This window comes from Pseudomonas sp. GW821-FHT05H12 (genome assembly GCF_059419385.1).
Window position 1 is genome coordinate 95,521 of the sequence record NZ_JBWKRS010000016.1, and the last position, 23,074, is coordinate 118,594.

At 61.8% G+C, this 23,074-nt stretch carries 24 protein-coding genes; 20 read left to right on the plus strand and 4 right to left on the minus strand.

The genetic code is table 11. The features are described 5' to 3' along the window. Positions 1–75 precede the first annotated feature (75 nt). Positions 76–936 carry a DMT family transporter gene (locus tag AC07SU_RS16130; RefSeq protein ID WP_494997588.1) on the minus strand — a complete coding sequence of 287 codons (861 nt, stop codon included), beginning with the start codon at positions 934–936 and terminating at the stop codon, positions 76–78. A 418-nt stretch (positions 937–1,354) separates the two neighbouring features. Between AC07SU_RS16130 and AC07SU_RS16135 the strand changes: the two genes are divergently transcribed. Both AC07SU_RS16135 and AC07SU_RS16140 read left to right on the plus strand, forming a co-directional pair. Further along, entirely contained in the window at positions 1,355–2,146 is a 792-nt protein-coding gene (locus AC07SU_RS16135) for a CPBP family glutamic-type intramembrane protease (RefSeq protein WP_494997589.1), read from the plus strand. A gap of 211 nt (positions 2,147–2,357) precedes the next feature. After that, positions 2,358–3,923, plus strand: a complete 1,566-nt coding sequence (locus tag AC07SU_RS16140) for a methyl-accepting chemotaxis protein (protein WP_176996285.1) — start codon at positions 2,358–2,360, stop codon at positions 3,921–3,923. Positions 3,924–3,999: 76 nt separating this feature from the next. On the opposite strand, the gene AC07SU_RS16145 is transcribed toward AC07SU_RS16140, so the two are convergent. Further along, the gene (locus tag AC07SU_RS16145) at positions 4,000–4,692 is read right to left on the minus strand and encodes an alpha/beta family hydrolase (protein ID WP_494997590.1); all 693 of its coding nucleotides are present in this window, start codon (positions 4,690–4,692) and stop codon (positions 4,000–4,002) included. Between the two features lie 79 nt (positions 4,693–4,771). Here AC07SU_RS16145 and ccoN (AC07SU_RS16150) point away from each other — a divergent pair, with 79 nt between their 5' ends. From ccoN (AC07SU_RS16150) to hemN, 16 genes are all read left to right on the plus strand, one after another. Continuing rightward, positions 4,772–6,196, plus strand: coding sequence for a cytochrome-c oxidase, cbb3-type subunit I (gene ccoN, locus AC07SU_RS16150; RefSeq protein ID WP_494997591.1), 1,425 nt, complete (start codon positions 4,772–4,774; stop codon positions 6,194–6,196). A gap of 10 nt (positions 6,197–6,206) precedes the next feature. Then, complete coding sequence (gene ccoO, locus AC07SU_RS16155) at positions 6,207–6,815, plus strand: cytochrome-c oxidase, cbb3-type subunit II (RefSeq protein WP_017134815.1); 609 nt, start codon at positions 6,207–6,209, stop codon at positions 6,813–6,815. A gap of 3 nt (positions 6,816–6,818) precedes the next feature. Continuing rightward, positions 6,819–7,019, plus strand: coding sequence for a cbb3-type cytochrome oxidase subunit 3 (locus AC07SU_RS16160; RefSeq protein WP_071483007.1), 201 nt, complete (start codon positions 6,819–6,821; stop codon positions 7,017–7,019). Beyond that, positions 7,016–7,951, plus strand: a complete 936-nt coding sequence (gene ccoP / locus AC07SU_RS16165) for a cytochrome-c oxidase, cbb3-type subunit III (protein ID WP_176996288.1) — start codon at positions 7,016–7,018, stop codon at positions 7,949–7,951. The genes AC07SU_RS16160 and ccoP (AC07SU_RS16165) overlap by 4 nt, the downstream gene beginning before the upstream one ends. 154 nt (positions 7,952–8,105) lie before the next feature. Beyond that, entirely contained in the window at positions 8,106–8,360 is a 255-nt protein-coding gene (locus AC07SU_RS16170; protein ID WP_105694760.1) for a type II toxin-antitoxin system Phd/YefM family antitoxin, read from the plus strand. Then, positions 8,360–8,770: a type II toxin-antitoxin system VapC family toxin gene (locus AC07SU_RS16175; RefSeq protein ID WP_494997592.1), complete on the plus strand. Its 411-nt coding sequence runs from the start codon at positions 8,360–8,362 to the stop codon at positions 8,768–8,770. Before AC07SU_RS16170 ends, AC07SU_RS16175 begins: the two co-directional genes overlap by 1 nt. Positions 8,771–9,265: 495 nt before the next feature. Beyond that, complete coding sequence (ccoN, locus tag AC07SU_RS16180) at positions 9,266–10,708, plus strand: cytochrome-c oxidase, cbb3-type subunit I (RefSeq protein WP_176996290.1); 1,443 nt, start codon at positions 9,266–9,268, stop codon at positions 10,706–10,708. Then, a complete protein-coding gene (ccoO, locus tag AC07SU_RS16185) occupies positions 10,708–11,316 on the plus strand; it encodes a cytochrome-c oxidase, cbb3-type subunit II (RefSeq protein WP_056861521.1) in 609 nt (202 codons plus the stop codon). The genes ccoN (AC07SU_RS16180) and ccoO (AC07SU_RS16185) overlap by 1 nt, the downstream gene beginning before the upstream one ends. A 5-nt stretch (positions 11,317–11,321) precedes the next feature. Beyond that, a complete protein-coding gene (locus AC07SU_RS16190; RefSeq protein ID WP_032831505.1) occupies positions 11,322–11,507 on the plus strand; it encodes a CcoQ/FixQ family Cbb3-type cytochrome c oxidase assembly chaperone in 186 nt (61 codons plus the stop codon). Continuing rightward, positions 11,504–12,481, plus strand: a complete 978-nt coding sequence (gene ccoP, locus AC07SU_RS16195) for a cytochrome-c oxidase, cbb3-type subunit III (RefSeq protein WP_176996291.1) — start codon at positions 11,504–11,506, stop codon at positions 12,479–12,481. Before AC07SU_RS16190 ends, ccoP (AC07SU_RS16195) begins: the two co-directional genes overlap by 4 nt. A 320-nt stretch (positions 12,482–12,801) precedes the next feature. After that, positions 12,802–14,205: a cytochrome c oxidase accessory protein CcoG gene (gene ccoG, locus AC07SU_RS16200; protein ID WP_494997593.1), complete on the plus strand. Its 1,404-nt coding sequence runs from the start codon at positions 12,802–12,804 to the stop codon at positions 14,203–14,205. 17 nt (positions 14,206–14,222) lie between these two features. Further along, positions 14,223–14,762, plus strand: coding sequence for a FixH family protein (locus AC07SU_RS16205; RefSeq protein ID WP_494997594.1), 540 nt, complete (start codon positions 14,223–14,225; stop codon positions 14,760–14,762). 115 nt (positions 14,763–14,877) lie between these two features. Then, a complete protein-coding gene (locus AC07SU_RS16210) occupies positions 14,878–17,322 on the plus strand; it encodes a heavy metal translocating P-type ATPase (protein WP_494997595.1) in 2,445 nt (814 codons plus the stop codon). 22 nt (positions 17,323–17,344) lie between these two features. Then, complete coding sequence (gene ccoS, locus AC07SU_RS16215; protein WP_494997596.1) at positions 17,345–17,557, plus strand: cbb3-type cytochrome oxidase assembly protein CcoS; 213 nt, start codon at positions 17,345–17,347, stop codon at positions 17,555–17,557. Next, the gene (locus AC07SU_RS16220; protein WP_176996296.1) at positions 17,550–18,233 is read left to right on the plus strand and encodes a sulfite exporter TauE/SafE family protein; all 684 of its coding nucleotides are present in this window, start codon (positions 17,550–17,552) and stop codon (positions 18,231–18,233) included. Before ccoS ends, AC07SU_RS16220 begins: the two co-directional genes overlap by 8 nt. A 103-nt stretch (positions 18,234–18,336) precedes the next feature. Beyond that, entirely contained in the window at positions 18,337–19,719 is a 1,383-nt protein-coding gene (hemN, locus tag AC07SU_RS16225) for an oxygen-independent coproporphyrinogen III oxidase (protein WP_176996297.1), read from the plus strand. A gap of 8 nt (positions 19,720–19,727) precedes the next feature. Here the strand turns inward: hemN and AC07SU_RS16230 are convergent, their stop codons facing one another. Next, positions 19,728–20,195, minus strand: coding sequence for a hypothetical protein (locus AC07SU_RS16230; protein WP_176996298.1), 468 nt, complete (start codon positions 20,193–20,195; stop codon positions 19,728–19,730). Between the two features lie 154 nt (positions 20,196–20,349). Between AC07SU_RS16230 and fnr the strand changes: the two genes are divergently transcribed. Both fnr and AC07SU_RS16240 read left to right on the plus strand, forming a co-directional pair. Continuing rightward, complete coding sequence (fnr, locus tag AC07SU_RS16235; RefSeq protein ID WP_016979302.1) at positions 20,350–21,084, plus strand: fumarate/nitrate reduction transcriptional regulator Fnr; 735 nt, start codon at positions 20,350–20,352, stop codon at positions 21,082–21,084. 80 nt (positions 21,085–21,164) lie between these two features. Then, positions 21,165–21,713, plus strand: coding sequence for an adenine phosphoribosyltransferase (locus AC07SU_RS16240; RefSeq protein ID WP_016973177.1), 549 nt, complete (start codon positions 21,165–21,167; stop codon positions 21,711–21,713). Positions 21,714–21,821: 108 nt separating this feature from the next. On the opposite strand, the gene AC07SU_RS16245 is transcribed toward AC07SU_RS16240, so the two are convergent. Further along, complete coding sequence (locus AC07SU_RS16245) at positions 21,822–22,970, minus strand: acyl-CoA dehydrogenase family protein (RefSeq protein WP_494997597.1); 1,149 nt, start codon at positions 22,968–22,970, stop codon at positions 21,822–21,824. Positions 22,971–23,074: the final 104 nt, after the last annotated feature.

Below are 23,074 nucleotides of genomic sequence, written 5' to 3' on the forward strand. Positions count from 1 at the left end.
CCCCCCCCCCCCCCCCCCCCCCCCCCCCCCCCCCCCCCCCCCCCCCCCCCCGGGCTCCTCCCGGGGTGTGTTGCGTCAGTTTTTACGGAAGACGAACACCAGGCCGATGATGATCAAGCCCATCCCCAGCAGGCTCAACATCGCCAGCCTGTTGCCGAAGATCAGGTAGTCCATCACCGCCGTCACGGCCGGCACCAGGTAGAACAGGCTGGTGACATTCACCAGGTTGCCCCGGGCGATCAGGCGGTACAGCAACAGCGTTGCCAGCAAAGACACCACCAACCCCATCCACAGCACCGGCACGAAAAAGCCCTTGCTGTGTTCAAAGTGGAACGGTTGGAACGGCACGAATACCGCGCACAACAGCAAGCCCGCCAGGTATTGCACCGGCAGTGTGCCCAGGGGGTTATCGGTGATGCGCTTTTGCATGATCGAACCAAAGGTCATGCTGGCCAGTGCCAACAGCCCGAACAGCATCCCTGCCAGAGACATGCCCGACATGCCGATGCCTTGGTAGACCACCATGATCAACCCCGCCAGGCCCAGCCCCAGGCCGAACATCCGGCGCCAGGAACGTTGGCGTTCCATCAGCACCACGGTGAGGATCGGTTGCACGCCCATGATGGTTGCCATCACGCCGGGCGTGACTTTGAGGTCGAGGGCCAGCAGGTAAAAAATCTGATAAGCCCCCAACAGCACCAATCCGGTTGCTGCCGCATACAGCAGGGGTTTGCCGGGGCGCGGCAACTTCAATTTGAGGACCGGCACCAGGATCACCAGGCCCGCAAGGGCGATGGCAAAGCGCATCAGCAGGAACGCAAAGGGTGACGCATGGGCCAAGCCCCACTTGGAGAAAATCGCCCCGCTGCTCCACAGCAGGACAAACAGGCTCGTCGAGGCCGCCGCGGCCACGGATTGTTTCGAAAGAACAGACATGGTTACCACCTGTCATCAGGCAAAAAAAGCCGATTCAGCAGACGCTGAAATGCATTAGGTTTTTTTCAGGCGGGCAGACGGGAACAGCAGAGCTGATCAGCCCGAAATGCCAACACCCGGCGGTGATACGACTGCGTACACCGGCGTGCTACTGACAGGAGGGGGGTAGTGACTGATCTGCGCAGGCTGCTTTTCCCCGCACGGCACGACCACAGCGTTGACCGCTGAATCGACTACCGCTATGCGCTGGAAAGCTGGCATGTGCTGATCTTTTTGAAGGGAGGGATGCCGACCGACTATAACCAGCCGCAAACATATTTTGCAATAACTCCTCCGGGTCTTTTTGCGTGGAGGAGTTTTCATGCGGCGGCAAAACACCGGTCGCTATAATGCCGCCGGTTTTTTCCAAGGATTTCACATGATCGCTCTGCCCTGGCTGTACCTGGTGCTTCTCTCCATTGGCTACTCAGTGGCTTTGATCTACGGGCAACTGGGCCTGCTCGCGGCCGTCTCGGTCGGCCTGTTGCTGATCGCCGGCTACGCGGTGCGCCAGCAACGCACGCCCTGGGCGCGCTACCTCGGCCACGGTTTGTTCATCGTCCTGGCGCTGGGCCTGGCGATGCACTGGTTGCCGGGTTTCTACAACGGGCGCGGCATCGACCCGCAACGGTTGACCCCGGACGCCGTGCCGTTCTCGATGTACCTGAACCAGGACAAACCCCTGATCGGTTTCTGGCTGCTGCTGGCCTGCCCGTGGATCGTTGCGCGACGGACGTTGCGGCTGTCGATTTGCGTGGCGGCACTGGCGTTGGCCCTGACGGCTGTTGCAGCGCTAGGCGGGGCGGCGTTGCTGGGGATTATCAGTTGGGCACCAAAGTGGCCGGAACAGGCGTGGTTATGGGTGTTGAACAACCTGTTGCTGGTGACTTTGGTGGAAGAGGCACTGTTTCGCGGTTACATCCAGGGCGGCTTGAGCCAACGTTTCAAACACCTGCCGTATGGGGAGAACCTCGCACTCTTGCTCGCCTCACTGCTGTTCGGCCTGGCGCACCTCGGCGCGGGCTGGCATTGGGTGCTGCTGGCGAGCATCGCCGGGGTCGGTTATGGCCTGGCGTACCGGTTTGGCGGGCTGGGTGCAGCGATTGCCACGCATTTTGGCTTGAATCTGCTTCACTTCGGGTTGTTTACCTACCCAATGCTGGCCGGCTGATTGCCCTCTGTAGGAGCGAGCTTGCTCGCGAAAAGCCCGTGAACGCCGCGTTTAACCATAAACCCTGCGTTATCGTTGGCGACCTTCGCGGGCAAGCCCGCTCCTACAGGGGTTATGTACCCAATGCTGGCCAGTCGATTGTTGCAAAAATAAGTTAAATAAACGCCTGACCCTGCCGATACCCCTTGAAAGCCTTGCGGATTGAACAATCATGCGTAATAACCAACCCGTTACCCAGCGCGAACGTACCTTCCCCGCTCAGCAACGGTTGATCTCCACCACAGATGCCAAGGGTGTCATCACTTACTGCAACGACGCGTTTGTCGAAATCAGTGGGTTCACCCGTGACGAGCTGATTCGTGCCCCGCACAATCTGGTGCGTCACCCGGACGTTCCGGCGGCTGTGTTCGCGCACATGTGGTCGACGCTCAAACAAGGCTTGCCATGGATGGGCATTGTCAAGAATCGCTGCAAGAGCGGTGATCACTATTGGGTTAACGCCTATGTGACCCCCGTTTTCGACGGCAACCAGGTGATCGGCTACGAATCGGTGCGCATCAAGCCCACCGCCGAGCAGATCCGCCGGGCCGAAGCGCTCTACCAACGCATCAACCAAGGCAAGTCTGCCGTTCCCCAGCGGGACAAGTGGCTGCCGGTGCTGCAGGACTGGCTGCCGTTTATCCTGGTTAGCCAATTGAGCTTCATGATCGGCGCGTCGCTGAATTCCCATTGGGGCTTCGCCCTGGCGGCAGGGTTGTCGGTGCCGTTGGGCCTGCTGGGCCTGAGCTGGCAGCAGCGCGGCCTCAAGCGCTTGTTGCGCTTGGCCGAGCAGACCACCTCCGACCCGTTGATCGCACAGATGTACACCGACAGCCGTGGCGCACAAGCGCGCCTGGAGATGTCGATCCTCAGCCAGGAAGCACGCCTGAAGACCTGCCTCACACGCTTGCAGGACACGGCCGAGCACCTGAACGATCAAGCCGCGCAGTCCAACACCCTGGCGCACAACAGCTCCAGCGGCCTGGAGCGCCAGCGCGTGGAAACCGAGCAAGTGGCCACCGCCGTCAACCAGATGGCCGCGACCACCCAGGAAGTCGCCAGCCACGTACAGCGCACAGCCGATGCGACCCAGGAGGCCAACCGCCTCACCGGTCGAGGTCGCGATATCGCCGGGGAAACCCGCGAGGCGATTCAGCGCCTGTCCGTTGCCGTGGGTGAAACGGGCGTGACCGTCACCCAGCTGGCTAAAGACAGCGATGAGATCGGCGGCGTGGTCGATGTGATCAAAGGCATTGCCGACCAGACCAACCTGCTGGCACTGAACGCGGCTATTGAAGCGGCCCGTGCAGGTGAGATGGGCCGTGGTTTTGCGGTGGTGGCGGACGAAGTGCGCCAACTGGCGCAGCGCACCGCCGAATCCACCGGTCAGATCCACGCCCTGATCGCCAAGCTGCAGCAGACCGCCGCCGCCGCCGTGCAAACCATGGACGCCGGGCATCGCCAGGCCGAAGAAGGTGTGGCGCGGGTGATGGAAGCGGACCAGGCATTGGTGGGCATCAGTGAAGCAGTGGCGCATATCACCGACATGACCACCCAGATCGCGGCAGCGACCGAAGAGCAAAGCTCGGTGGCCGAAGAGATCAGCCGCAACATCAGCACCATTGCGCTGTTGGCGGACCAGACGTCGGAGCAGGCGTTGAACTCGGCGCAGTTGAGTGAAGAGCTGACCCATACCGCCAATACCCAGTATTCGCTGGTAGAGCGTTTCAACCGGTAAACCGCTATCGCCGGCAAGCCGGCTCCTACAGGGGTTACGTAAACCTTGTAGGAGCCGGCTTGCCGGCGATGACGGCCTAAAGGACAGCGAGAAACCCAGCCACTTTCACCGCCGCGGCCTCCAGGTGCTGCTCATGACTAAACCCCGACGCCTTCAACGGCTTCAAGTCATGATCCCCCGCCACCCGCCACATCACCTCGATACTCGGCGACAGCTCATACCCTTCCACCGCCGCCCGATTGCCCAGGGCATCCCGCTCACCCTGCACAATCAAAGTACGCGTCTTCAGCGCCACCAGATGCTCGACCCGTGGTTTCTCCGGTTTACCCACGGCATAAAACGGATACCCCAGGCACACCAACCCATCGGCACCCAACTCATCCGCCAACAAACTGGCCATGCGCCCGCCCATGGACTTGCCGCCAATCGCCAGTTTCCCAGCGACATGACGTCGCACCTGCGCATACACCTCACGCCAGGCGTCCAGCAGTTTCGGCGCCGGATTCGGTGGGCGCTTGCCGCCGTCCACACGGCGCTGGGCCATGTAGGGAAATTCGAAGCGAACCACGTTGACGCCATGCCCGGCAAGGCGTGCAGCCATGTCGTTCATGAAGGATGAGTCCATCGGCGCGCCGGCGCCGTGCGCCAAAATCAGCGTCACAGGCTCGCGTCCCGCAACGGGCGGGGCGACATCCCACAACCACCCGTGTTCCCGCACACACTGCGCCCATTGATCCCCGTCAATACTGGCCTTGTGCTCTTCTCCCATGCTTGCCTCGCTTTTTAGTCTGCCTATAACTCCAACCCAAGTGCCGCATCTGCTTGGGTTGAACCGTGGATGGGGAACCATGAACACTACTTTAAGTACCGCCTATAACTACAAGGTGGTCCGCCAATTCGCCATTATGACGGTGGTGTGGGGCATCGTCGGCATGGGGCTCGGGGTTTTTCTCGCTGCCCAATTGGTCTGGCCTGCACTCAACTTCGATCTGCCGTGGACCAGCTTCGGCCGCCTGCGTCCGTTGCACACCAACGCGGTGATCTTCGCCTTCGGTGGCTGCGCGCTGTTCGCCAGCTCCTTCTACTCGGTGCAACGCACCTGCCAGACCCAGTTGTTCGCGCCGAAGATCGCCGCGTTCTGCTTCTGGGGCTGGCAACTGGTCATCCTGTTGGCCGCGATCACCTTGCCACTGGGCTACACCAGCTCCAAAGAATACGCCGAGCTGGAATGGCCGATCGACATCCTGATCACCATCGTCTGGGTGGCCTACGCCATTGTGTTCTTCGGCACGGTGATGAAGCGCACCACCAAGCACATCTACGTCGGCAACTGGTTCTTCGGTGCGTTCATCATCACCGTGGCCATCCTGCATATCGTCAATAACCTGGAAATCCCGGTCAGCCTGACCAAGTCCTACTCCCTCTACGGCGGTGCGACGGATGCCATGGTGCAGTGGTGGTACGGGCACAACGCGGTAGGCTTTTTCCTCACCGCCGGTTTCCTGGGGATGATGTACTACTTCGTGCCCAAGCAGGCCGAGCGCCCGGTGTACTCCTATCGCTTGTCCATCGTGCACTTCTGGGCGCTGATCACCCTGTACATCTGGGCCGGCCCGCACCACCTGCACTACACCGCGCTGCCGGACTGGGCGCAGTCCCTGGGCATGGTGATGTCGCTGGTACTGCTGGCACCGAGCTGGGGCGGCATGATCAACGGCATGATGACCCTGTCGGGCGCCTGGCATAAGTTGCGCAGCGACCCAATCCTGCGCTTCCTCGTGGTGTCCCTGGCCTTCTACGGCATGTCGACCTTCGAAGGCCCGATGATGGCGATCAAGACCGTCAACGCCCTCTCCCACTACACCGACTGGACCATCGGCCACGTACACGCCGGCGCCCTCGGCTGGGTGGCGATGATCTCCATCGGCGCGCTGTACCACATGATCCCCAAAGTCTTCGGGCGCGAGCAGATGTACAGCCTCGGCCTGATCAACGCGCACTTCTGGCTGGCCACCATCGGCACCGTGCTCTACATCGCCTCGATGTGGGTCAACGGCATCGCCCAGGGCCTGATGTGGCGTGCGGTCAACGAAGACGGCACCTTGACCTACTCCTTCGTCGAAACCCTGGTGGCCAGCCACCCAGGCTTTATCGTGCGGCTGGTGGGCGGCGCCATCTTCCTCAGCGGCATGTTCCTGATGGCTTACAACACGTGGCGCACCGTGCGTTCGGCGCAACCGGCCGAAGTCACCGCTGCAGCGCAGCTGGCCTGAGGAGTCTGTGATGAAACACGAAACGATTGAAAAGAACGTCGGCCTGTTGATGCTGCTGATGGTGCTCGCCGTGAGCATCGGCGGCCTGACCCAGATCGTCCCGCTGTTCTTCCAGGACGTGACCAACAAGCCGGTGGAAGGCATGAAGCCCTACACCGCGTTGCAACTGGAAGGCCGCGACATCTACATCCGCGAAGGCTGCGTGCAGTGCCATTCGCAAATGATCCGCCCGTTCCGCGCCGAGACCGAGCGCTACGGCCACTACTCGGTGGCGGGCGAAAGCGTGTGGGACCACCCGTTCCTGTGGGGTTCCAAGCGCACCGGCCCGGACCTGGCCCGCGTCGGCGCACGCTACTCGGACGACTGGCACCGCGCCCACTTGTACAACCCGCGCAACGTGGTGCCCGAGTCGAAAATGCCGGCCTACCCGTGGCTGGTCACCGCCCCAGTCGACAGCAGCCACACCGAGACCAAGTTGAAAGTGATGCGCACCCTCGGCGTGCCGTACACCGACGACGACATCAGTGGCGCCGTGGCCAGCCTCAAAGGCAAGACCGAGATGGACGCGCTGGTTTCTTACCTGCAAGTGCTCGGCACTGCCATCAAGAGCAAGAGGTGAGCCATGGGATTTGAATTCGATGCAGGCACCATCCGCGGCCTCGGCACGCTGGTGGTCGCCATCGCCTTTATCGGCCTGTCGCTGTGGGTGTTCAACAACCGGCGCAATGCGGAATTCGAGCAGGCCCGCCTGCTGCCCTTCGCCGATGAACCTTCTCCATCCGACGCTCAAGAAGAGCCTGCAACAAGGAGCACTCGGCCATGACCCTATTCTGGAGTACATGGATCTGCGTACTGACCCTCGGCAGCCTGATCGGCCTGACTTGGCTGTTGATCGGCACCCGCAAGGGCGAGACCAAGGGCAGCGTGGACCAGACCATGGGCCACGCCTTCGACGGTATCGAGGAATACGACAACCCACTGCCCCAGTGGTGGTTCATGCTGTTCGCCGGCACCCTGGTGTTTGCGGTCGGCTACCTAATCCTCTACCCGGGTCTGGGCAACTGGAAAGGCGTGCTGCCGGGCTATGAAGACGGCTGGACCCAGACCAAGGAATGGGACAAGGAAATGGCCAAGGCCGACGCCAAGTTCGGGCCGATCTTCGCCAAATTCTCGGCCATGCCCCTGGAAGAAGTCGCCAAGGACCCGCAAGCGCTGAAGATGGGCGGGCGCCTGTTCGCCTCCAACTGCGCGGTGTGCCATGGCTCGGATGCCAAGGGCGCGTTTGGCTTCCCGAACCTGGCGGACGACATCTGGCGCTGGGGCGGTTCCGCCGAGGCAATCAAGACCACCATCCTCAACGGCCGCCACGCGGCGATGCCGGCCTGGGGTGACATGCTTGGCGACGAGGGTGTGAAGAACGTCGCCGCCTATGTGCGTCACGACCTGGCCAAGCTGCCTCTGCCGGCCGACAACACGGCCGATCTGGGCGCGGGTAAAACTGCATTCAACACCACTTGCGTGGCTTGCCATGGCCCTGAAGGCCACGGCATGGAAGCCATGGGCGCCCCGGACCTGACCAAGCCGGCCGGCTACATCTACGGCACCAGCCTGGCGCAGTTGCAGCAAACCATCCGCCACGGCCGCCAAGGCCAGATGCCGGCGCAGGAAGCGTTGCAGGGCAATGACAAGGTGCACTTGTTGGCGGCTTATGTTTACAGCCTGTCCCATGGGGACAAGCAGGTTGCAGAAGAGTAAACCTCGTCAACCAACAAGCCCCGCCCGGTGAAAACTGGCGGGGCTTTTTTGTGAGCCATCGCCTTGCAGACGACCGTTCGCGCCCCTGCAGTTGCCGCTCGCCACACCAAGGTAGTAACGTGGCTACATTCAGCTAGATGAAGGGAGCGCTCCCATGACCATCACCACCATTTCCAGTCGCGAATTCAACCAGGACACAAGCGGTGCCAAAAAAGCCACCCGCCAAGGGCCGGTTTTCATCACTGATCGCGGCAAGCCTGCTCATGTGCTGCTAAGCATTGAGGACTACCAGAAATTGACCGGCCTGAACGCCGACATCGTTGATCTTCTGGTCATGCCGGAAGCGGCCGATATCGACTTCGAAACCGAACGCGCCGTGATCACTCATCGCCCTGTGGACCTCTCTTGATGTACCTACTCGACACCAACGTAATCTCGGAGCTTCGTAAACCCCAGGCAGACGCAAACGTAGTCGCCTGGGCCAGAAGCGTCATCGCGCCGCGCATGTTCATCTCGGCGATTACCCTCAAAGAGTTGGAGACCGGGGTGTTACGCATCGAGCGGCGCGATTCGGCTCAAGGAAAGATATTGCGCACCTGGCTCAAGCGCCACGTGATGCCAGCGTTCGACGCCAGGATTCTGCCGGTGGACGCTGCCGTCGCGCTGCGCTGCGCTCACCTGCATGTTCCCGACAAGGCTAACGAAAGTGACGCACTGATCGCCGCGACGGCATTGGTCCACGGGCTGACGGTCGTCACGCGCAACGTCAGCGACTTCAAGTCCAGTGGCGTTGCCGTGATCAATCCGTGGGACGCGTGAACGGCCATCCTGCAAAAATCCCCCCTGCTTCACGCGTGAACTGATCCGGGCGCTTGAAGCTTTCACCACGCGACCTGTTGTCACACCCTTCACGCCCCCAACTTTCCCCTCCTGCCATTCGGGTCTACGCTTGTTCCCACAGTGGATCGGTATTGGCCGGTCGACGGCCGACTTGCACTCGATGGGTTGAACATTTCTGCTCGATGACAGGCGCAAAGGCTGGCAGTGATAGGCTGTCGTGCCACTGACCCCTTGTCACCCGAACAGCGTGTTTACACACACCAAGTTACAAGTCCCGCCTACCCGCAAATTTTCTTGTCCACTCGATCAGCTTTCTATTTTTGATTTTGTCCCTACTCAAAACATGGAAAGGGCGCAGAATCTGGCGTGGAACGCATTGATACAGGTCAGCCATTGCGTTGCAAAGGCCCCTCGCTTTCTACATACTTGCGGCCGATTTTACCTATAAAAAAACCTAAACCGTGGAACCTTAGAATGAGCACAGCAATCAGTCCGACTGCTTATAACTATAAGGTAGTCCGCCAGTTCGCCATCATGACGGTGGTCTGGGGGATCCTTGGCATGGGGCTCGGGGTGTTCATCGCCTCGCAACTGGTTTGGCCGGAATTGAATTTCGGTTTGCCATGGACGACCTTTGGCCGCCTGCGCCCGCTGCACACCAACCTGGTGATTTTCGCCTTCGGTGGATGTGCATTGTTTGCCACCTCCTACTATGTCGTGCAGCGAACCTGCCAGACGCGACTGATCTCCGACGGCCTCGCCGCCTTCACCTTCTGGGGCTGGCAAGCGGTCATCGTCGGCGCGGTAGTCACCCTGCCGCTGGGCTACACCACCACCAAGGAATACGCCGAGCTGGAATGGCCCATCGCCATTTTGCTCGCCATCGTGTGGGTGACCTATGCCGTGGTGTTCTTCGGCACCATCGTCAAGCGCAAGACCAAACACATCTATGTCGGCAACTGGTTCTACGGGGCCTTCATCCTCGTGACGGCGATGCTGCACATCGTCAACCACGCCTCCCTGCCGGTCAGCCTGTTCAAGTCCTACTCGGCCTACGCCGGGGCGACGGATGCGATGATCCAGTGGTGGTACGGCCACAACGCCGTGGGGTTCTTCCTCACCACCGGTTTCCTGGGGATGATGTACTACTTCGTGCCCAAGCAGGCCGAGCGTCCTATCTACTCCTATCGCCTGTCCATCGTGCACTTCTGGGCACTGATCACCCTGTACATCTGGGCCGGTCCGCACCACCTGCACTACACCGCGCTGCCGGACTGGGCGCAGTCCCTGGGCATGGCGATGTCGATCATCCTGCTGGCCCCGAGCTGGGGCGGCATGATCAACGGCATGATGACCCTGTCGGGCGCCTGGCATAAGTTGCGCACCGACCCGATCCTGCGCTTCCTCGTGGTGTCCCTGGCGTTCTACGGCATGTCGACCTTCGAAGGGCCGATGATGGCGATCAAGACCGTCAATTCGCTGTCCCACTACACCGACTGGACCATCGGCCACGTACACGCCGGCGCCCTCGGTTGGGTGGCGATGATCTCCATCGGCGCGCTGTACCACATGATCCCCAAACTGTTCGGTCGCCCACAGATGCACAGCGTTGGCTTGATCAACGCGCACTTCTGGCTGGCCACCATCGGCACCGTGCTCTACATCGCCTCGATGTGGGTCAACGGCATCACCCAGGGCCTGATGTGGCGTGCGATCAACGATGACGGCACCCTCACCTACTCCTTCGTCGAAGCGCTGCAAGCCAGCCATCCGGGCTACATCGTGCGCGCCCTGGGCGGTGCATTCTTTGCCTCCGGCATGTTCCTGATGGCCTACAACGTGTGGCGCACCGTGCGTGCCGCCGACCCGGTAGAAGCCGAAGCCGCCGCCAAGATCGCCGTTGTGGGAGCTCACTGATGAAGCATGAAGTAGTCGAGAAGAATATCGGCCTGCTGGCCTTCTTCATGGTCATCGCCGTGAGCATCGGCGGCCTGACCCAGATCGTCCCGCTGTTTTTCCAGGACGTGACCAACAAACCGGTCGAAGGCATGAAGCCGCGTACCGCCCTTGAGGTTGAGGGCCGTGACGTCTACATCGCCAACGGCTGCGTGGGTTGCCACTCGCAAATGATCCGTCCGTTCCGCGCCGAAACCGAACGCTATGGCCACTACTCGGTCGCCGGTGAAAGCGTGTGGGACCACCCGTTCCTGTGGGGCTCCAAGCGCACCGGCCCGGACCTGGCCCGTGTCGGCGGACGCTACTCCGATGACTGGCAGCGTGCGCATTTGTACAACCCGCGCAACGTGGTGCCTGAGTCGAAAATGCCGGCCTACCCGTTCCTCGTGGAAAACAAGCTCGACGGCAAGGACACCGCGAAGAAACTCGAAGTCTTGCGCACCCTGGGCGTGCCCTACACCGATGAAGACATCGCCGGTGCAGCCGCCGCCGTGAAGGGCAAGACCGAAATGGACGCACTGGTGGCCTACCTGCAAGGCCTGGGCACCATCATCAAAAGCAAACGGTGATCTTCATGGATATCGGGATGATTCGTGGCCTGGGCACCGTTGTGGTGATGGTGGCCTTTGTCGGCCTGGCGTTGTGGGTGTTCAGCCCCAAGCGCAAGTCGGAGTTTGAAGACGCGACCTTGCTGCCCTTTGCGGATGATCCCGAAGCCATCAAGCACGTCGAGCAAGCTTCTAGGAGTAACAAAGAATGACTACGTTCTGGAGTCTGTACGTCACAGTCCTCAGTCTGGGTACCATCTTCGCCCTGACCTGGCTGCTGCTGTCGACCCGTCGGGGGCAGCGCGCCGAACAAACGGACGAAACCGTCGGCCACTCGTTCGATGGCATCGAGGAGTACGACAACCCGCTGCCCAAGTGGTGGTTCATGCTGTTCGTTGCCACCATTATCTTTGCCCTCGGCTACCTGGCGTTGTACCCGGGCCTGGGCAACTGGAAAGGCCTGCTGCCGGGCTACAACTACCTCGACAACGACAAGCAAACCCCGTTTGCCAATGGCCAGACCGGCTGGACCGGCGTGCACGAATGGGAAAAGGAAATGGCCAAGTCGGACGCCAAGTTCGGCCCGATCTTCGCCAAGTTCGCCTCGATGCCGATTGAAGACGTTGCCAAGGACCCGCAAGCCTTGAAGATGGGTGGCCGCCTGTTCGCCTCCAACTGCTCGGTGTGCCACGGCTCCGACGCCAAGGGCGCCTATGGTTTCCCCAACCTGACTGACGCCGACTGGCGCTGGGGTGGCGAGCCGGCCACCATCAAGGAAACCATCATGAAGGGTCGCCATGCAGTGATGCCGGCCTGGCTGGATATCCTCAAGGAACAAGGCGTCAGCGATGTGGCCGCGTTCGTGGTGACCAACCTTGATGGGCGCAAGTTGCCCGAAGGCGCCAAAGCAGACGTGGCCAACGGCGAGAAACTCTTCGCCGCCAACTGCGTGGCCTGCCACGGCCCGCAAGGCAAAGGCACCCCCGCCATGGGCGCGCCCGACCTGACCCACCCGGGAGCGTTTATCTACGGTTCCAGCTTCGCCCAACTGCAGCAGACCATCCGCTACGGCCGCCAGGGCCAGATGCCTGCGCAGGAACAATTGCAGGGCAATGACAAGGTGCACTTGCTGGCGGCGTATGTTTACAGTTTGTCCCATGGGGATAAGAAGGCTGAGGAGCAGTAAGGCCAGCCTGGATTTTGGAACCACAGCAATCCCCATGTGGGAGGGGGCTTGCCCCCGATTGCAGTGTGTCAGTCAGTGCATCTGTCACTGATCCACCGCCATCGGGGGCAAGCCCCCTCCCACATTGGATCCGCAGTGTTTCAGAGGACCGAGCCAGCCAAAATCAACCCTACTTGCCAGATCAATTGATCCAGGTCACGTAGGTCGCCCCCTTTCAGCACCACCGGAGGCGTATTATTACGCCACTGCAACACCCCCAAATTTGACCCCGGTTGGCACGTACTGGCCGAGGCAAATCTCCACCGCCGTGGGATGCAATGATGAGCGACCAAATACCGGTACACGACGTTACCCCCCCAGCCAAGACCGTCGACCTCTACGCCTCGCGCGAGAAAATCTACACCCGCGCCTTCACCGGCCTGTTCCGCAACCTGCGCATGCTCGGCGGCGCTGCGTTGTTCCTGCTCTACTTCGGCACGGTGTGGCTGAACTGGGGCGGCCACCAGGCGGTGTGGTGGAACCTGCCGGAGCGTAAATTCTTCATTTTTGGCGCAACCTTCTGGCCCCAGGACTTCATCCTGCTCTCGGGCATTCTGATCGTGGCGGCCTTTGGCCTGTTCTTTATTACCGTCTACGCAGGCCGCGTGTGGTGCGGTTATACCTGCCCGCAAAGCGTGTGGACGTGGATCTTCATGTGGTGCGAAAAGGTCACCGAAGGCGACCGCAACCAACGCATCAAACTCGACAAAGCCCCCATGGGCGCCAACAAATTCCTGCGCAAGTTCAGCAAGCACACCCTGTGGTTGTTGATCGGTTTTGTCACCGGCATGACCTTCGTCGGTTACTTCTCCCCCATCCGCGAATTGGTGTTCGACTTCTTCACCGGCCAGGCCGATGGCTGGTCGTATTTCTGGGTCGGTTTCTTCACCCTCGCCACCTACGGCAACGCCGGCTGGCTACGTGAGCAGGTGTGCATCTACATGTGCCCGTACGCACGTTTCCAGAGCGTGATGTTCGACAAGGACACCCTGATCGTCTCCTACGACCCGCGCCGTGGCGAACTGCGTGGCCCGCGTAAAAAAGGCGTGGACTACAAGGCCCAGGGCCTGGGGGATTGCATCGACTGCACGATGTGCGTGCAGGTGTGCCCCACCGGTATCGACATCCGTGACGGCCTGCAAATCGAGTGCATCGGCTGCGCCGCGTGCATCGACGCCTGCGACAACATCATGGACAAGATGGAATACCCGCGCGGCCTGATCAGCTACACCACCGAGCACAACCTGTCGGGGCAGAAAACCCACAAGCTGCGCCCGCGCCTGATCGGTTACGCGCTGGTGCTGCTGGCGATGATCAGCCTGCTGGTGGCGGCGTTCTTCATGCGCTCGCTGGTGGGCTTCGATGTGAGCAAGGACCGCGTGCTGTACCGCGAAAACGCCGAAGGCCGCATCGAGAACGTCTACAGCCTGAAGATCATGAACAAGGATCAGCGCGACCACACCTACGTGCTCGACGCCGCAGGCCTGCCAGACCTCAAGCTGCAAGGCCGGCGTGAGATCAAGGTGGCGGCCGGCGATATCGTCAGCATGCCGGTGGAGCTGTCGAGTGCGCCGGAGCAATTGCCATCGAGCACCAACGAGGTCAAGTTCATCCTCACCGACGCCGATGACGCCAGCGTTCATATTGAAGCCAAGAGCCGATTCATCGGCCCCCAAGTTCGTTGACTATAGAGAGCAGAACAATGTCCGTAGCGACTGCCACAAGCCCCTGGTACAAGCACCTCTGGCCCTGGATCATCATCGGGATCCTGGCCTGCTCGGTGACCTTGACCCTGTCCATGGTAACCATCGCGGTGAACAACCCGGACAACCTGGTCAACGACAACTACTACGAGGCCGGCAAAGGCATCAACCGCTCCCTGGACCGCGAGCTGCTGGCCCAGACCCTGCAACTGCGCGCCAAGGTGCACCTGGACGAACTGACCGGTGAAGTCGACGTGCACCTGACCGGCAACAGCAACCCGGCCACCCTGGAACTCAACCTGATTTCCCCGACCCAGCCGGAAAAGGACCGCAAGATCAACCTGGCCCGCAGCGACACCGAACACGGCCGCTACATTGGCCAGGTCACCGACAAGGTCGAAGGCCGCCGTTTCGTGGAACTGCTGGGCGTCGAGGGCGACCGCACCTGGCGCATGTTTGAAGAAGAGCAGATCAGCCACGACAAGGACTTGCTGCTGGGCGATGAGCCATTACAGGGTGCTGAAGACCTGAAAAAGTAAAAAACTTGCGCTTCGCGCATCGCGGGCAAGCCCGCTCCCACATTGGATCGCAGTCTCCTGTGGGAGCCGGGCTTGCCCGCGATGAGGCCCTCCCAGCCGACTAAGATCTCTACCCATGACCACCCCCTGCTACCACTGCGCCCTCCCCGTCCCCGCGGGCAGCCGGTTCACCGCCATCATCCTCGGTGAGCGCCGCGAACTCTGCTGCCCAGGCTGCCAGGCCGTGGCCGAAGCCATCGTCGCCGGTGGCCTGGAAAGCTATTATCAGCACCGCAGCGAAGCCTCGGCGAACCCCGACGCACTGCCGGTGCAGTTGGTGGACGAACTGGCGCTGTATGACCGTGCCGACGTGCAAAAACCCTTCGTGCGCCACGCGGGCGATCTCGCCGAAACCACCCTGCTGATGGAAGGCATCAGCTGCGCCGCCTGTGGCTGGCTGATCGAAAAACACCTGCGCCGCCTGCCCGCCGTGGCCGAGGTACGGCTGAACCTGTCCAACCACCGTTTGCATGTGCAGTGGGCCGACGGGCAATTGCCGTTGAGCCAATTGCTCAGCGAGTTACGCCAGATTGGTTACGCCGCCCACCCCTATCAGGCCGACCGCGCCGCCGAACAACTGGCCAGCGACAACCGCCGCGCCTTGCGCCAACTGGGCGTCGCCGGGTTGCTGTGGTTCCAGGCCATGATGGCGACCATGGCCACCTGGCCCGAATTCAATATCGACCTGAGCCCGGAACTGCACGTCATCCTGCGCTGGGTGGCGATGTTCCTGACAACGCCCATCGTGTTCTACAGCTGCGCGCCGTTTTTCAAAGGCGCCCTGCGCGACCTGCGCACCCGTCACCTGACCATGGATGTCTCGGTGTCCCTGGCCATCGGCGGCGCTTACCTGGCGGGTATCTGGACCGCCATCACCGGCGTGGGCGAGCTGTATTTCGACGCGGTCGGCATGTTTGCGCTGTTCCTGCTGGCGGGCCGCTACCTGGAACGACGAGCCAGGGAACGCACCGCCGCCGCGACCGCACAGTTGGTTAATCTGCTGCCCGCCTCATGCCTGCGTTTGAAGGGCGATGGCCAGAGCGAACGCATCCTGCTGAGCGAACTGGCCCTGGGTGATCGCGTGCTGGTGCACCCTGGCGCCGTGCTGCCGGCCGATGGCGTGATCCTCGATGGTCAATCGAGCATCGACGAATCCCTGCTCACCGGCGAATACCTGCCGCAACCCCGAGACGTTGGCGACAGCGTCACGGCGGGCACCCTCAATGTCGAAGGCGCGCTGACGGTCGAAGTGCGCGCCCTGGGCCATGACACACGCCTGTCCGCCATCGTGCGCCTGCTGGATCGGGCTCAGGCCGAAAAACCGCGCCTGGCTCAAATCGCCGACCGCGCTGCGCAGTGGTTCCTGTTGTGTTCGCTGATCGCGGCGGCCGTGATCGGCCTGGTGTGGTGGGAGCTGGACTCATCCCGTGCGTTCTGGATCGTGCTGGCCATGCTGGTGGCAACCTGCCCTTGCGCGTTGTCCCTGGCCACGCCCACCGCGCTCACCGCTGCCACTGGCACCCTACACAAACTCGGGCTGTTGCTGACCCGTGGCCATGTGCTGGAAGGCCTGAACCAGATCGACACGGTGATCTTCGACAAGACTGGCACCCTCACCGAAGGCCGCCTGGCATTGCGCGCGATTCGTCCCTTGGGTGCGTTGGGCAGCGATGACTGCCTGAGCCTCGCCGCCGCCCTGGAAAACCGCTCCGAACACCCCATCGCCCGAGCGTTTGGCCGTGCGCCACTGGCCGCCGACGAAGTGCTCAGCGCGCCAGGCCTGGGGCTGGAAGGACGTGTGGGTGAGCGCCTGCTGCGCATCGGCCAGCCGGGCTATGTGTGTGAGCTCAGCGGTTGCCCCCTGCCTGATTCACCCGATGAAGCCGGCCAATGGCTGCTGCTGGGTGATCGCAGCGGCGCCCTCGCCTGGTTCGTGCTCGATGACCGCCTGCGCAGTGATGCGCCCGCGCTGCTGGCCGCGTGCAAGGCGCGTGGCTGGCGCACGTTGCTGCTGTCGGGAGACAGCTCGCCGATGGTTGCAGGCGTGGCCCTTGAGCTGGGCATCGATGAAGCCCGTGGCGGCCTGCGCCCGGACGACAAGTTGCAGGTGCTGCAACAGCTGCACCGCGAAGGCCGCAAGGTGCTGATGCTCGGCGATGGCGTCAACGATGTGCCGGTGCTGGCCGCTGCCGACATCAGCGTGGCGATGGGCTCAGCCACGGACCTGGCCAAAACCAGCGCTGACGCGGTGCTGCTGTCCAACCGACTCGATGCCTTGGTGCAGGCATTTACCCTGGCGCGGCGCACCCGTCGGGTGATCATTGAAAACCTGCTGTGGGCCGGGCTGTACAATGGCCTTATGCTGCCGTTTGCGGCCCTCGGTTGGGTCACGCCGATCTGGGCGGCGGTTGGCATGTCCCTCAGTTCGTTGACCGTGGTGTTGAACGCCTTGCGCCTGACTCGCCTGCCGAGCGCGCCGGCTGCCAGCGCCCCCTTGAAAACACGCCCGCTGCCGGCCTGAGCCGTGCGGGCATGGAGTGCAGATGCCAGCTCTATACGTGATGATCCCGGCGGCGCTGCTGTTAGTGGGTATCGCCATTTACATCTTCTTCTGGGCCGTGGACAGCGGCCAGTACGACGACCTCGACGGCCCGGCCCACAGCGTGCTGTTCGACGACCAGGACCCGAACCACCTGGCCGGCGTCGAAGAAGCCAACAGCGCCGAACAACCGCCCAAAGACCCACCCCATGCTTGAACTGGCGCCACTGCTGGTCTCTGCGCTGATCCTCGGCTTGCTCGGTGGCGGCCATTGCCTGGGTATGTGCGGCGGGCTGATGGGCGCCCTCACCCTGGCGATTCCCAAGGAGCAACGCAGCCGCCGCTTCAGGCTGCTGCTGGCGTACAACCTGGGGCGCATCCTCAGCTATGCGGCTGCCGGCGTGCTGATCGGCCTGGCCGGCTGGGCCGTGGCGAACAGCCCGGCCGCGATGTTCATGCGCGTGCTGGCCGGGCTGCTGTTGATCAGCATGGGCCTGTACCTGGCCGGCTGGTGGAGCGGCCTGACCCGCATCGAAGCCCTCGGGCGCGGCCTGTGGCGGCATATCCAGCCGGTGGCCAGCCGCTTGCTGCCAGTGTCCAGCCTGCCCCGCGCCTTGCTGCTGGGCGCACTGTGGGGCTGGCTGCCGTGCGGATTGGTCTACAGCACTCTGCTGTGGGCGGCGAGCCAGGGCAATGCGCTGGACAGCGGCTTGTTGATGTTGGCGTTTGGAGTGGGCACGTGGCCGGTGCTATTGGCCACGGGTTTGGCTGCCGAACGCGTCACGGCGCTGCTACGCAAACGCAGTGTACGAATGGCCGGCGGCCTGCTCGTGATCCTGTTTGGTATCTGGACGTTGCCCGGTCCACACCAGCACTGGCTAATGGGCCATTAAATCGCCATGTGGCATAGCGCCGCTCCCCGTTGATGCAAATCAAGATGCCCTCTGCCATGCGCCCCTAGACTCGGCCCATTAGCCTATTCCGGGGAGCGCCCGCATGCTCGACGCCATTCGTTGGGACACAGACCTGATCCACCGCTACGACCTGGCGGGGCCGCGCTACACGTCCTACCCCACCGCCGTGCAATTCGACAGCCAGGTGGGCACCTTCGACCTGCTGCACGCCCTGCGCGACAGCCGCAAGGCCGCACGGCCGTTGTCGCTGTATGTGCATGTGCCGTTCTGCGCGAATATTTGCTACTACTGCGCCTGCAACAAGGTCATCACCAAGGACCGTGGCCGCGCCGCGGCTTACCTGCAACGCCTGGAGCAGGAAATCCAATTGATAGCCTGCCACCTCGACCCGAAACAGCCGGTGGAGCAATTGCACTTCGGCGGCGGCACGCCCACGTTTCTCAGCCATGACGAACTGCGCCAGGTGATGACCCGCCTGCGTCAGCACTTCAACTTGCTGGATGATGATTCCGGCGACTACGGTATTGAGATCGACCCGCGTGAAGCGGACTGGGCCACCATGGGCCTGCTGCGTGAATTGGGCTTCAACCGCGTGAGCATCGGCCTGCAAGACCTCGACCCCGAGGTGCAACGCGCGGTCAACCGCCTGCAGAGCCTGGAAGAAACCCGCGCCGTGATCGACGCGGCACGCACCCTGCAATTTCGCTCGATCAATATCGACCTGATCTACGGCCTGCCCAAGCAGACGCCGATCAACTTTGCGCGCACCGTGGAGGAAGTGATCAGCCTGCAGCCAGATCGCCTGTCGGTGTTCAACTACGCGCACCTGCCGGAACGTTTCATGCCCCAGCGGCGCATCAACACCGACGACTTGCCCTCCCCGGCGGCCAAACTGCTGATGCTGCAAACCACCATCGAGCAGTTGACCCAGGCCGGTTATCGCTACATCGGCATGGACCACTTCGCCCTGCCCGATGACGAGTTGGCCATCGCCCAGGAAGAAGGCACCTTGCAGCGCAATTTCCAGGGCTACACCACCCACGGGCATTGCGACTTGATCGGGCTGGGGGTGTCGGCGATCAGCCAGATCGGCGACTTGTACTGCCAGAACAGCAGTGACCTGAACGGCTACCAGAACGCACTGGCCGGCGCGCAACTGGCCACCAGCCGTGGCCTGGTCTGCACCACGGACGATCGTTTGCGGCGGGAAGTGATTCAGCAGTTGATCTGCAATTTCAGCCTGGCATTCGAGGCGATCGAACAGGCCTTCAACATCGATTTTCGCGGTTACTTCGACGACATTTGGCCGCAGCTGGAAACCATGGCCGCTGACGGCCTGATCGAGCTGGACGCCCAGGGCATTCGTGTACTGCCGGCCGGGCGTTTGTTGGTGCGTTCGGTGTGCATGGTGTTCGATGCCTACCTGGAGCACCAGAACAGGCAGCGATTCTCGCGGGTGATCTGAGGCCTGTGTTACTTCGCCAAAAGGGCCATCGCTTGCATGTTGGCCTCAGGCGATTCGTTTTTCAGGGCCTTGGCCAGTTGGGCCTGGGCGTTCATCAAACCGGCCTGGATAGAGGCTACATCACCCTGCAAACCGGCCACTTTGGCCTGGCGGGCTTCCGGGGACAGCGCGGTGTCATTCATGGCCGCTGAGATCTGGGCCATCTTCTGGGCCAGCTGTTTTCTCAGCTCGCGGATCATCTTCAGCAACTCTTTGATGTTGTCTTTCAGGCCGCTGTCGTCGATGTCTTTGTTGGGGTTACCCGCCTGGGACGCTTTGAGCCCCGCCCCGGAGATGACCACCTTCACGCCTTCGCCGGGAGTAGGTGGCGGCGCTGGCTTGTCATCGACCTTTTTGCCGGCAAGCGCGTCAGCCGCTGTCAGAATCTGAGGCTTCTTGGTGGTCACGACAGCGTTATTGAAAGGGAGTACCGACATGGTCTGAGCTCCAGCTCATAAGGATTCACACTGTGTATCGGCGCCGTTACATAAAGCTTTATACCGTCGCCTGTTTTTTGTACAGGCTGGCCTCACCTACCCCCGGTGCGTTACCCTTACGTCTTATGTGTGTTTTCCCACAAGGATTTAAGAAATGTCCGAGCCAGTTAAACTGCGCGCTCACAGCCAGGCTCATTGCAAGGATTGCAGCCTGGCCCCCCTCTGCCTGCCACTTTCGTTGAATCTGGAAGACATGGATGCGCTGGACGACATCGTTAAACGCGGCCGCCCACTGAAAAAGGGTGAATTCCTCTTTCGCCAGGGTGACAAGTTCGATTCCGTCTATGCAGTACGTTCAGGCGCGCTGAAGACGTTCAGCCTGAGCGACAGCGGCGAAGAGCAGATCACCGGTTTCCACCTGCCCAGCGAGCTGGTCGGGTTGTCGGGGATGGACACCGAGATCCACCCGGTGTCGGCCCAGGCCCTGGAGACGACGTCGGTGTGCGAAATCCCCTTCGAACGCCTGGATGAATTGGCCCTGCAACTGCCTCAGTTGCGCCGCCAGTTGATGCGGGTAATGAGCCGTGAGATCCGTGACGATCAACAGATGATGCTGCTGTTGTCGAAGAAAACCGCGGACGAGCGTATCGCGACGTTCCTGGTCAACCTGTCGGCACGGTTCCGCGCCCGGGGTTTCTCGGCCAACCAGTTCCGCCTGAGCATGTCGCGCAATGAAATCGGCAATTATCTGGGCCTGGCGGTGGAAACCGTGTCCCGCGTATTCACCCGTTTCCAGCAGAACGAACTGATCGCCGCCGAGGGCAAGGAAGTGCATATCCTCGACCCGATCCAGCTGTGCGCGCTGGCCGGTGGTTCGCTGGAAGGCTGACGCAAACGCTTGCGGCCGCGCCAATCGGCGAGGCCGCAGGTATACTTCGAGTCCGTTTACAGCCCCAGGACTCTTCGACGATGACCTTTGATTCGTTCGACATCAAATCCCTGATCCGCCCCGTCATCGACTTCCCCAAGCCTGGGGTGATCTTCCGTGATATCACGCCGCTGTTCCAATCGCCCCGCGCCCTGCGCCTGGTGGCCGACAGCTTTGCCCATCGCTATGTCGAAGCCGACTTCACCCATATCGGCGCGATGGACGCCCGGGGCTTCCTGATCGGTTCGATCATCGCCTACCAATTGAACAAACCGCTGATCCTGTTCCGCAAACAGGGCAAGCTGCCAGCCGACGTGCTGGCCGAGGGTTACCAGACCGAGTACGGCGAAGCCTTCCTGGAAGTGCACGCCGACAGCCTGTGCGAGGGCGATTCGGTGCTGATGTTCGATGACCTGATCGCCACGGGCGGCACCTTGATTGCGGCCGCGAACCTGGTGCGGCGCATGGGGGCGAAGATCTTTGAAGCCGCCGCGATCATTGATCTGCCGGAGCTGGGTGGGTCGCAGCGCTTGGAGGATATGGGCATCCCGACCTTCTGCCTGACGCAGTTTGGGCTGACTGAAAAATAACCGCTGCCTGAACCGGCCTCATCGCAGGCAAGCCAGCTCCCACAGGGGAATGCATTCCAAATGTGGGAGCTGGCTTGCCTGCGATGAGGCCCGACAGAACACTAAAGATTAAAGTCCCATCTGCTTACTGATGATTTCATTCATCACCTCCCGCGTCCCCCCACCAATCGACAGAATGCGATTGTCGCGGTACAGCCGCTCCACCAGGCTGCCACGCATGTAACCTTGGCCGCCAAGGATCTGCACCGCGTCATAAGTGACCCGATCGGCAGTGTCAGTGGCCAGGTTCTTGGCCATGGAAATTTCCTTGATCACGCTCTTGCCGGCCGCCATCTTCGCCGCCTGGCGGTAGGTGAACTCGCGGGAGACCTCCACCGCCGTGGCCATTTCCGCCAGGCGATGCTTGAGCACCTGGAATTTGCCGATGGGTTTGCCAAACGCCTCGCGCTGGGCGGCCCAGGCCAGGCTTTCTTCCAGCGCCAGTTGCGCGGTCATGTTGGCCATCAAGGCCAGGGCCAGGCGCTCGCTCTGGAAGTTGCCCATGATGCAGGCAAACCCCAGGTTCTCGGTGCCGATCAGATTGCCCACAGGCACGCAGCAATCGTCAAAGAACAATTCGGCCGTGTCCGACGCCCACCAGCCCATTTTCTTCAGGGGCGTGCCGACGGTGAAACCCGGCGTGTCCTTTTCGATGAGCAACAGACTGATGCCGCCGAACCCCGGGCCGCCTGTGCGCACGGCGACCGTATAGAAGTCGGCACGAATGCCACTGGTGATAAAGGTCTTGCTGCCGCTGACACGGTAATGCTCGCCATCGCGCACGGCGCGGGTTTGCAGGTTGGCCACATCGGAGCCGCCACCGGGCTCGGTAACGGCCAGGGCGATGATCTTTTCGCCGGCCAGTACCAAGGGCGCCACACGTTCGCGCACCTCCGGCCGGGCCCATTTGACGACGGGCGGCAGGCCGATATCCAGCGAGCCAAGCCCCGCCACCACGCCGCCTGAGCCGCAGCGCATCAACTCTTCGCTGGCCGCGACCTTGGCAAACAGGTCGCCCTCATGGCTACCGCCCAGCGCTTCGGGGTAGCCAATGCCGAGGATGCCCGCCGCGCCAGCCCTAAGGTACAGCTCGCGGGGGAAGCTCTCCGCCTCCTCCCAGTCGTCGATACCCGGCAACAGCTCGCGCTCGACAAAACGGCGCACGCTGTCGCGGACCAATTGGTGGCTGGGGTCGAAGTAATCCTGATAGGCAGACATCGGCAAGCTCCACGCAGAGGGTGGAGCGAACTTACCAAGCGCTTGCTTGGTTATCAAGCCAGATGCAAATTTCACCGGCAACACAAAATAAATGTGGGAGCTGG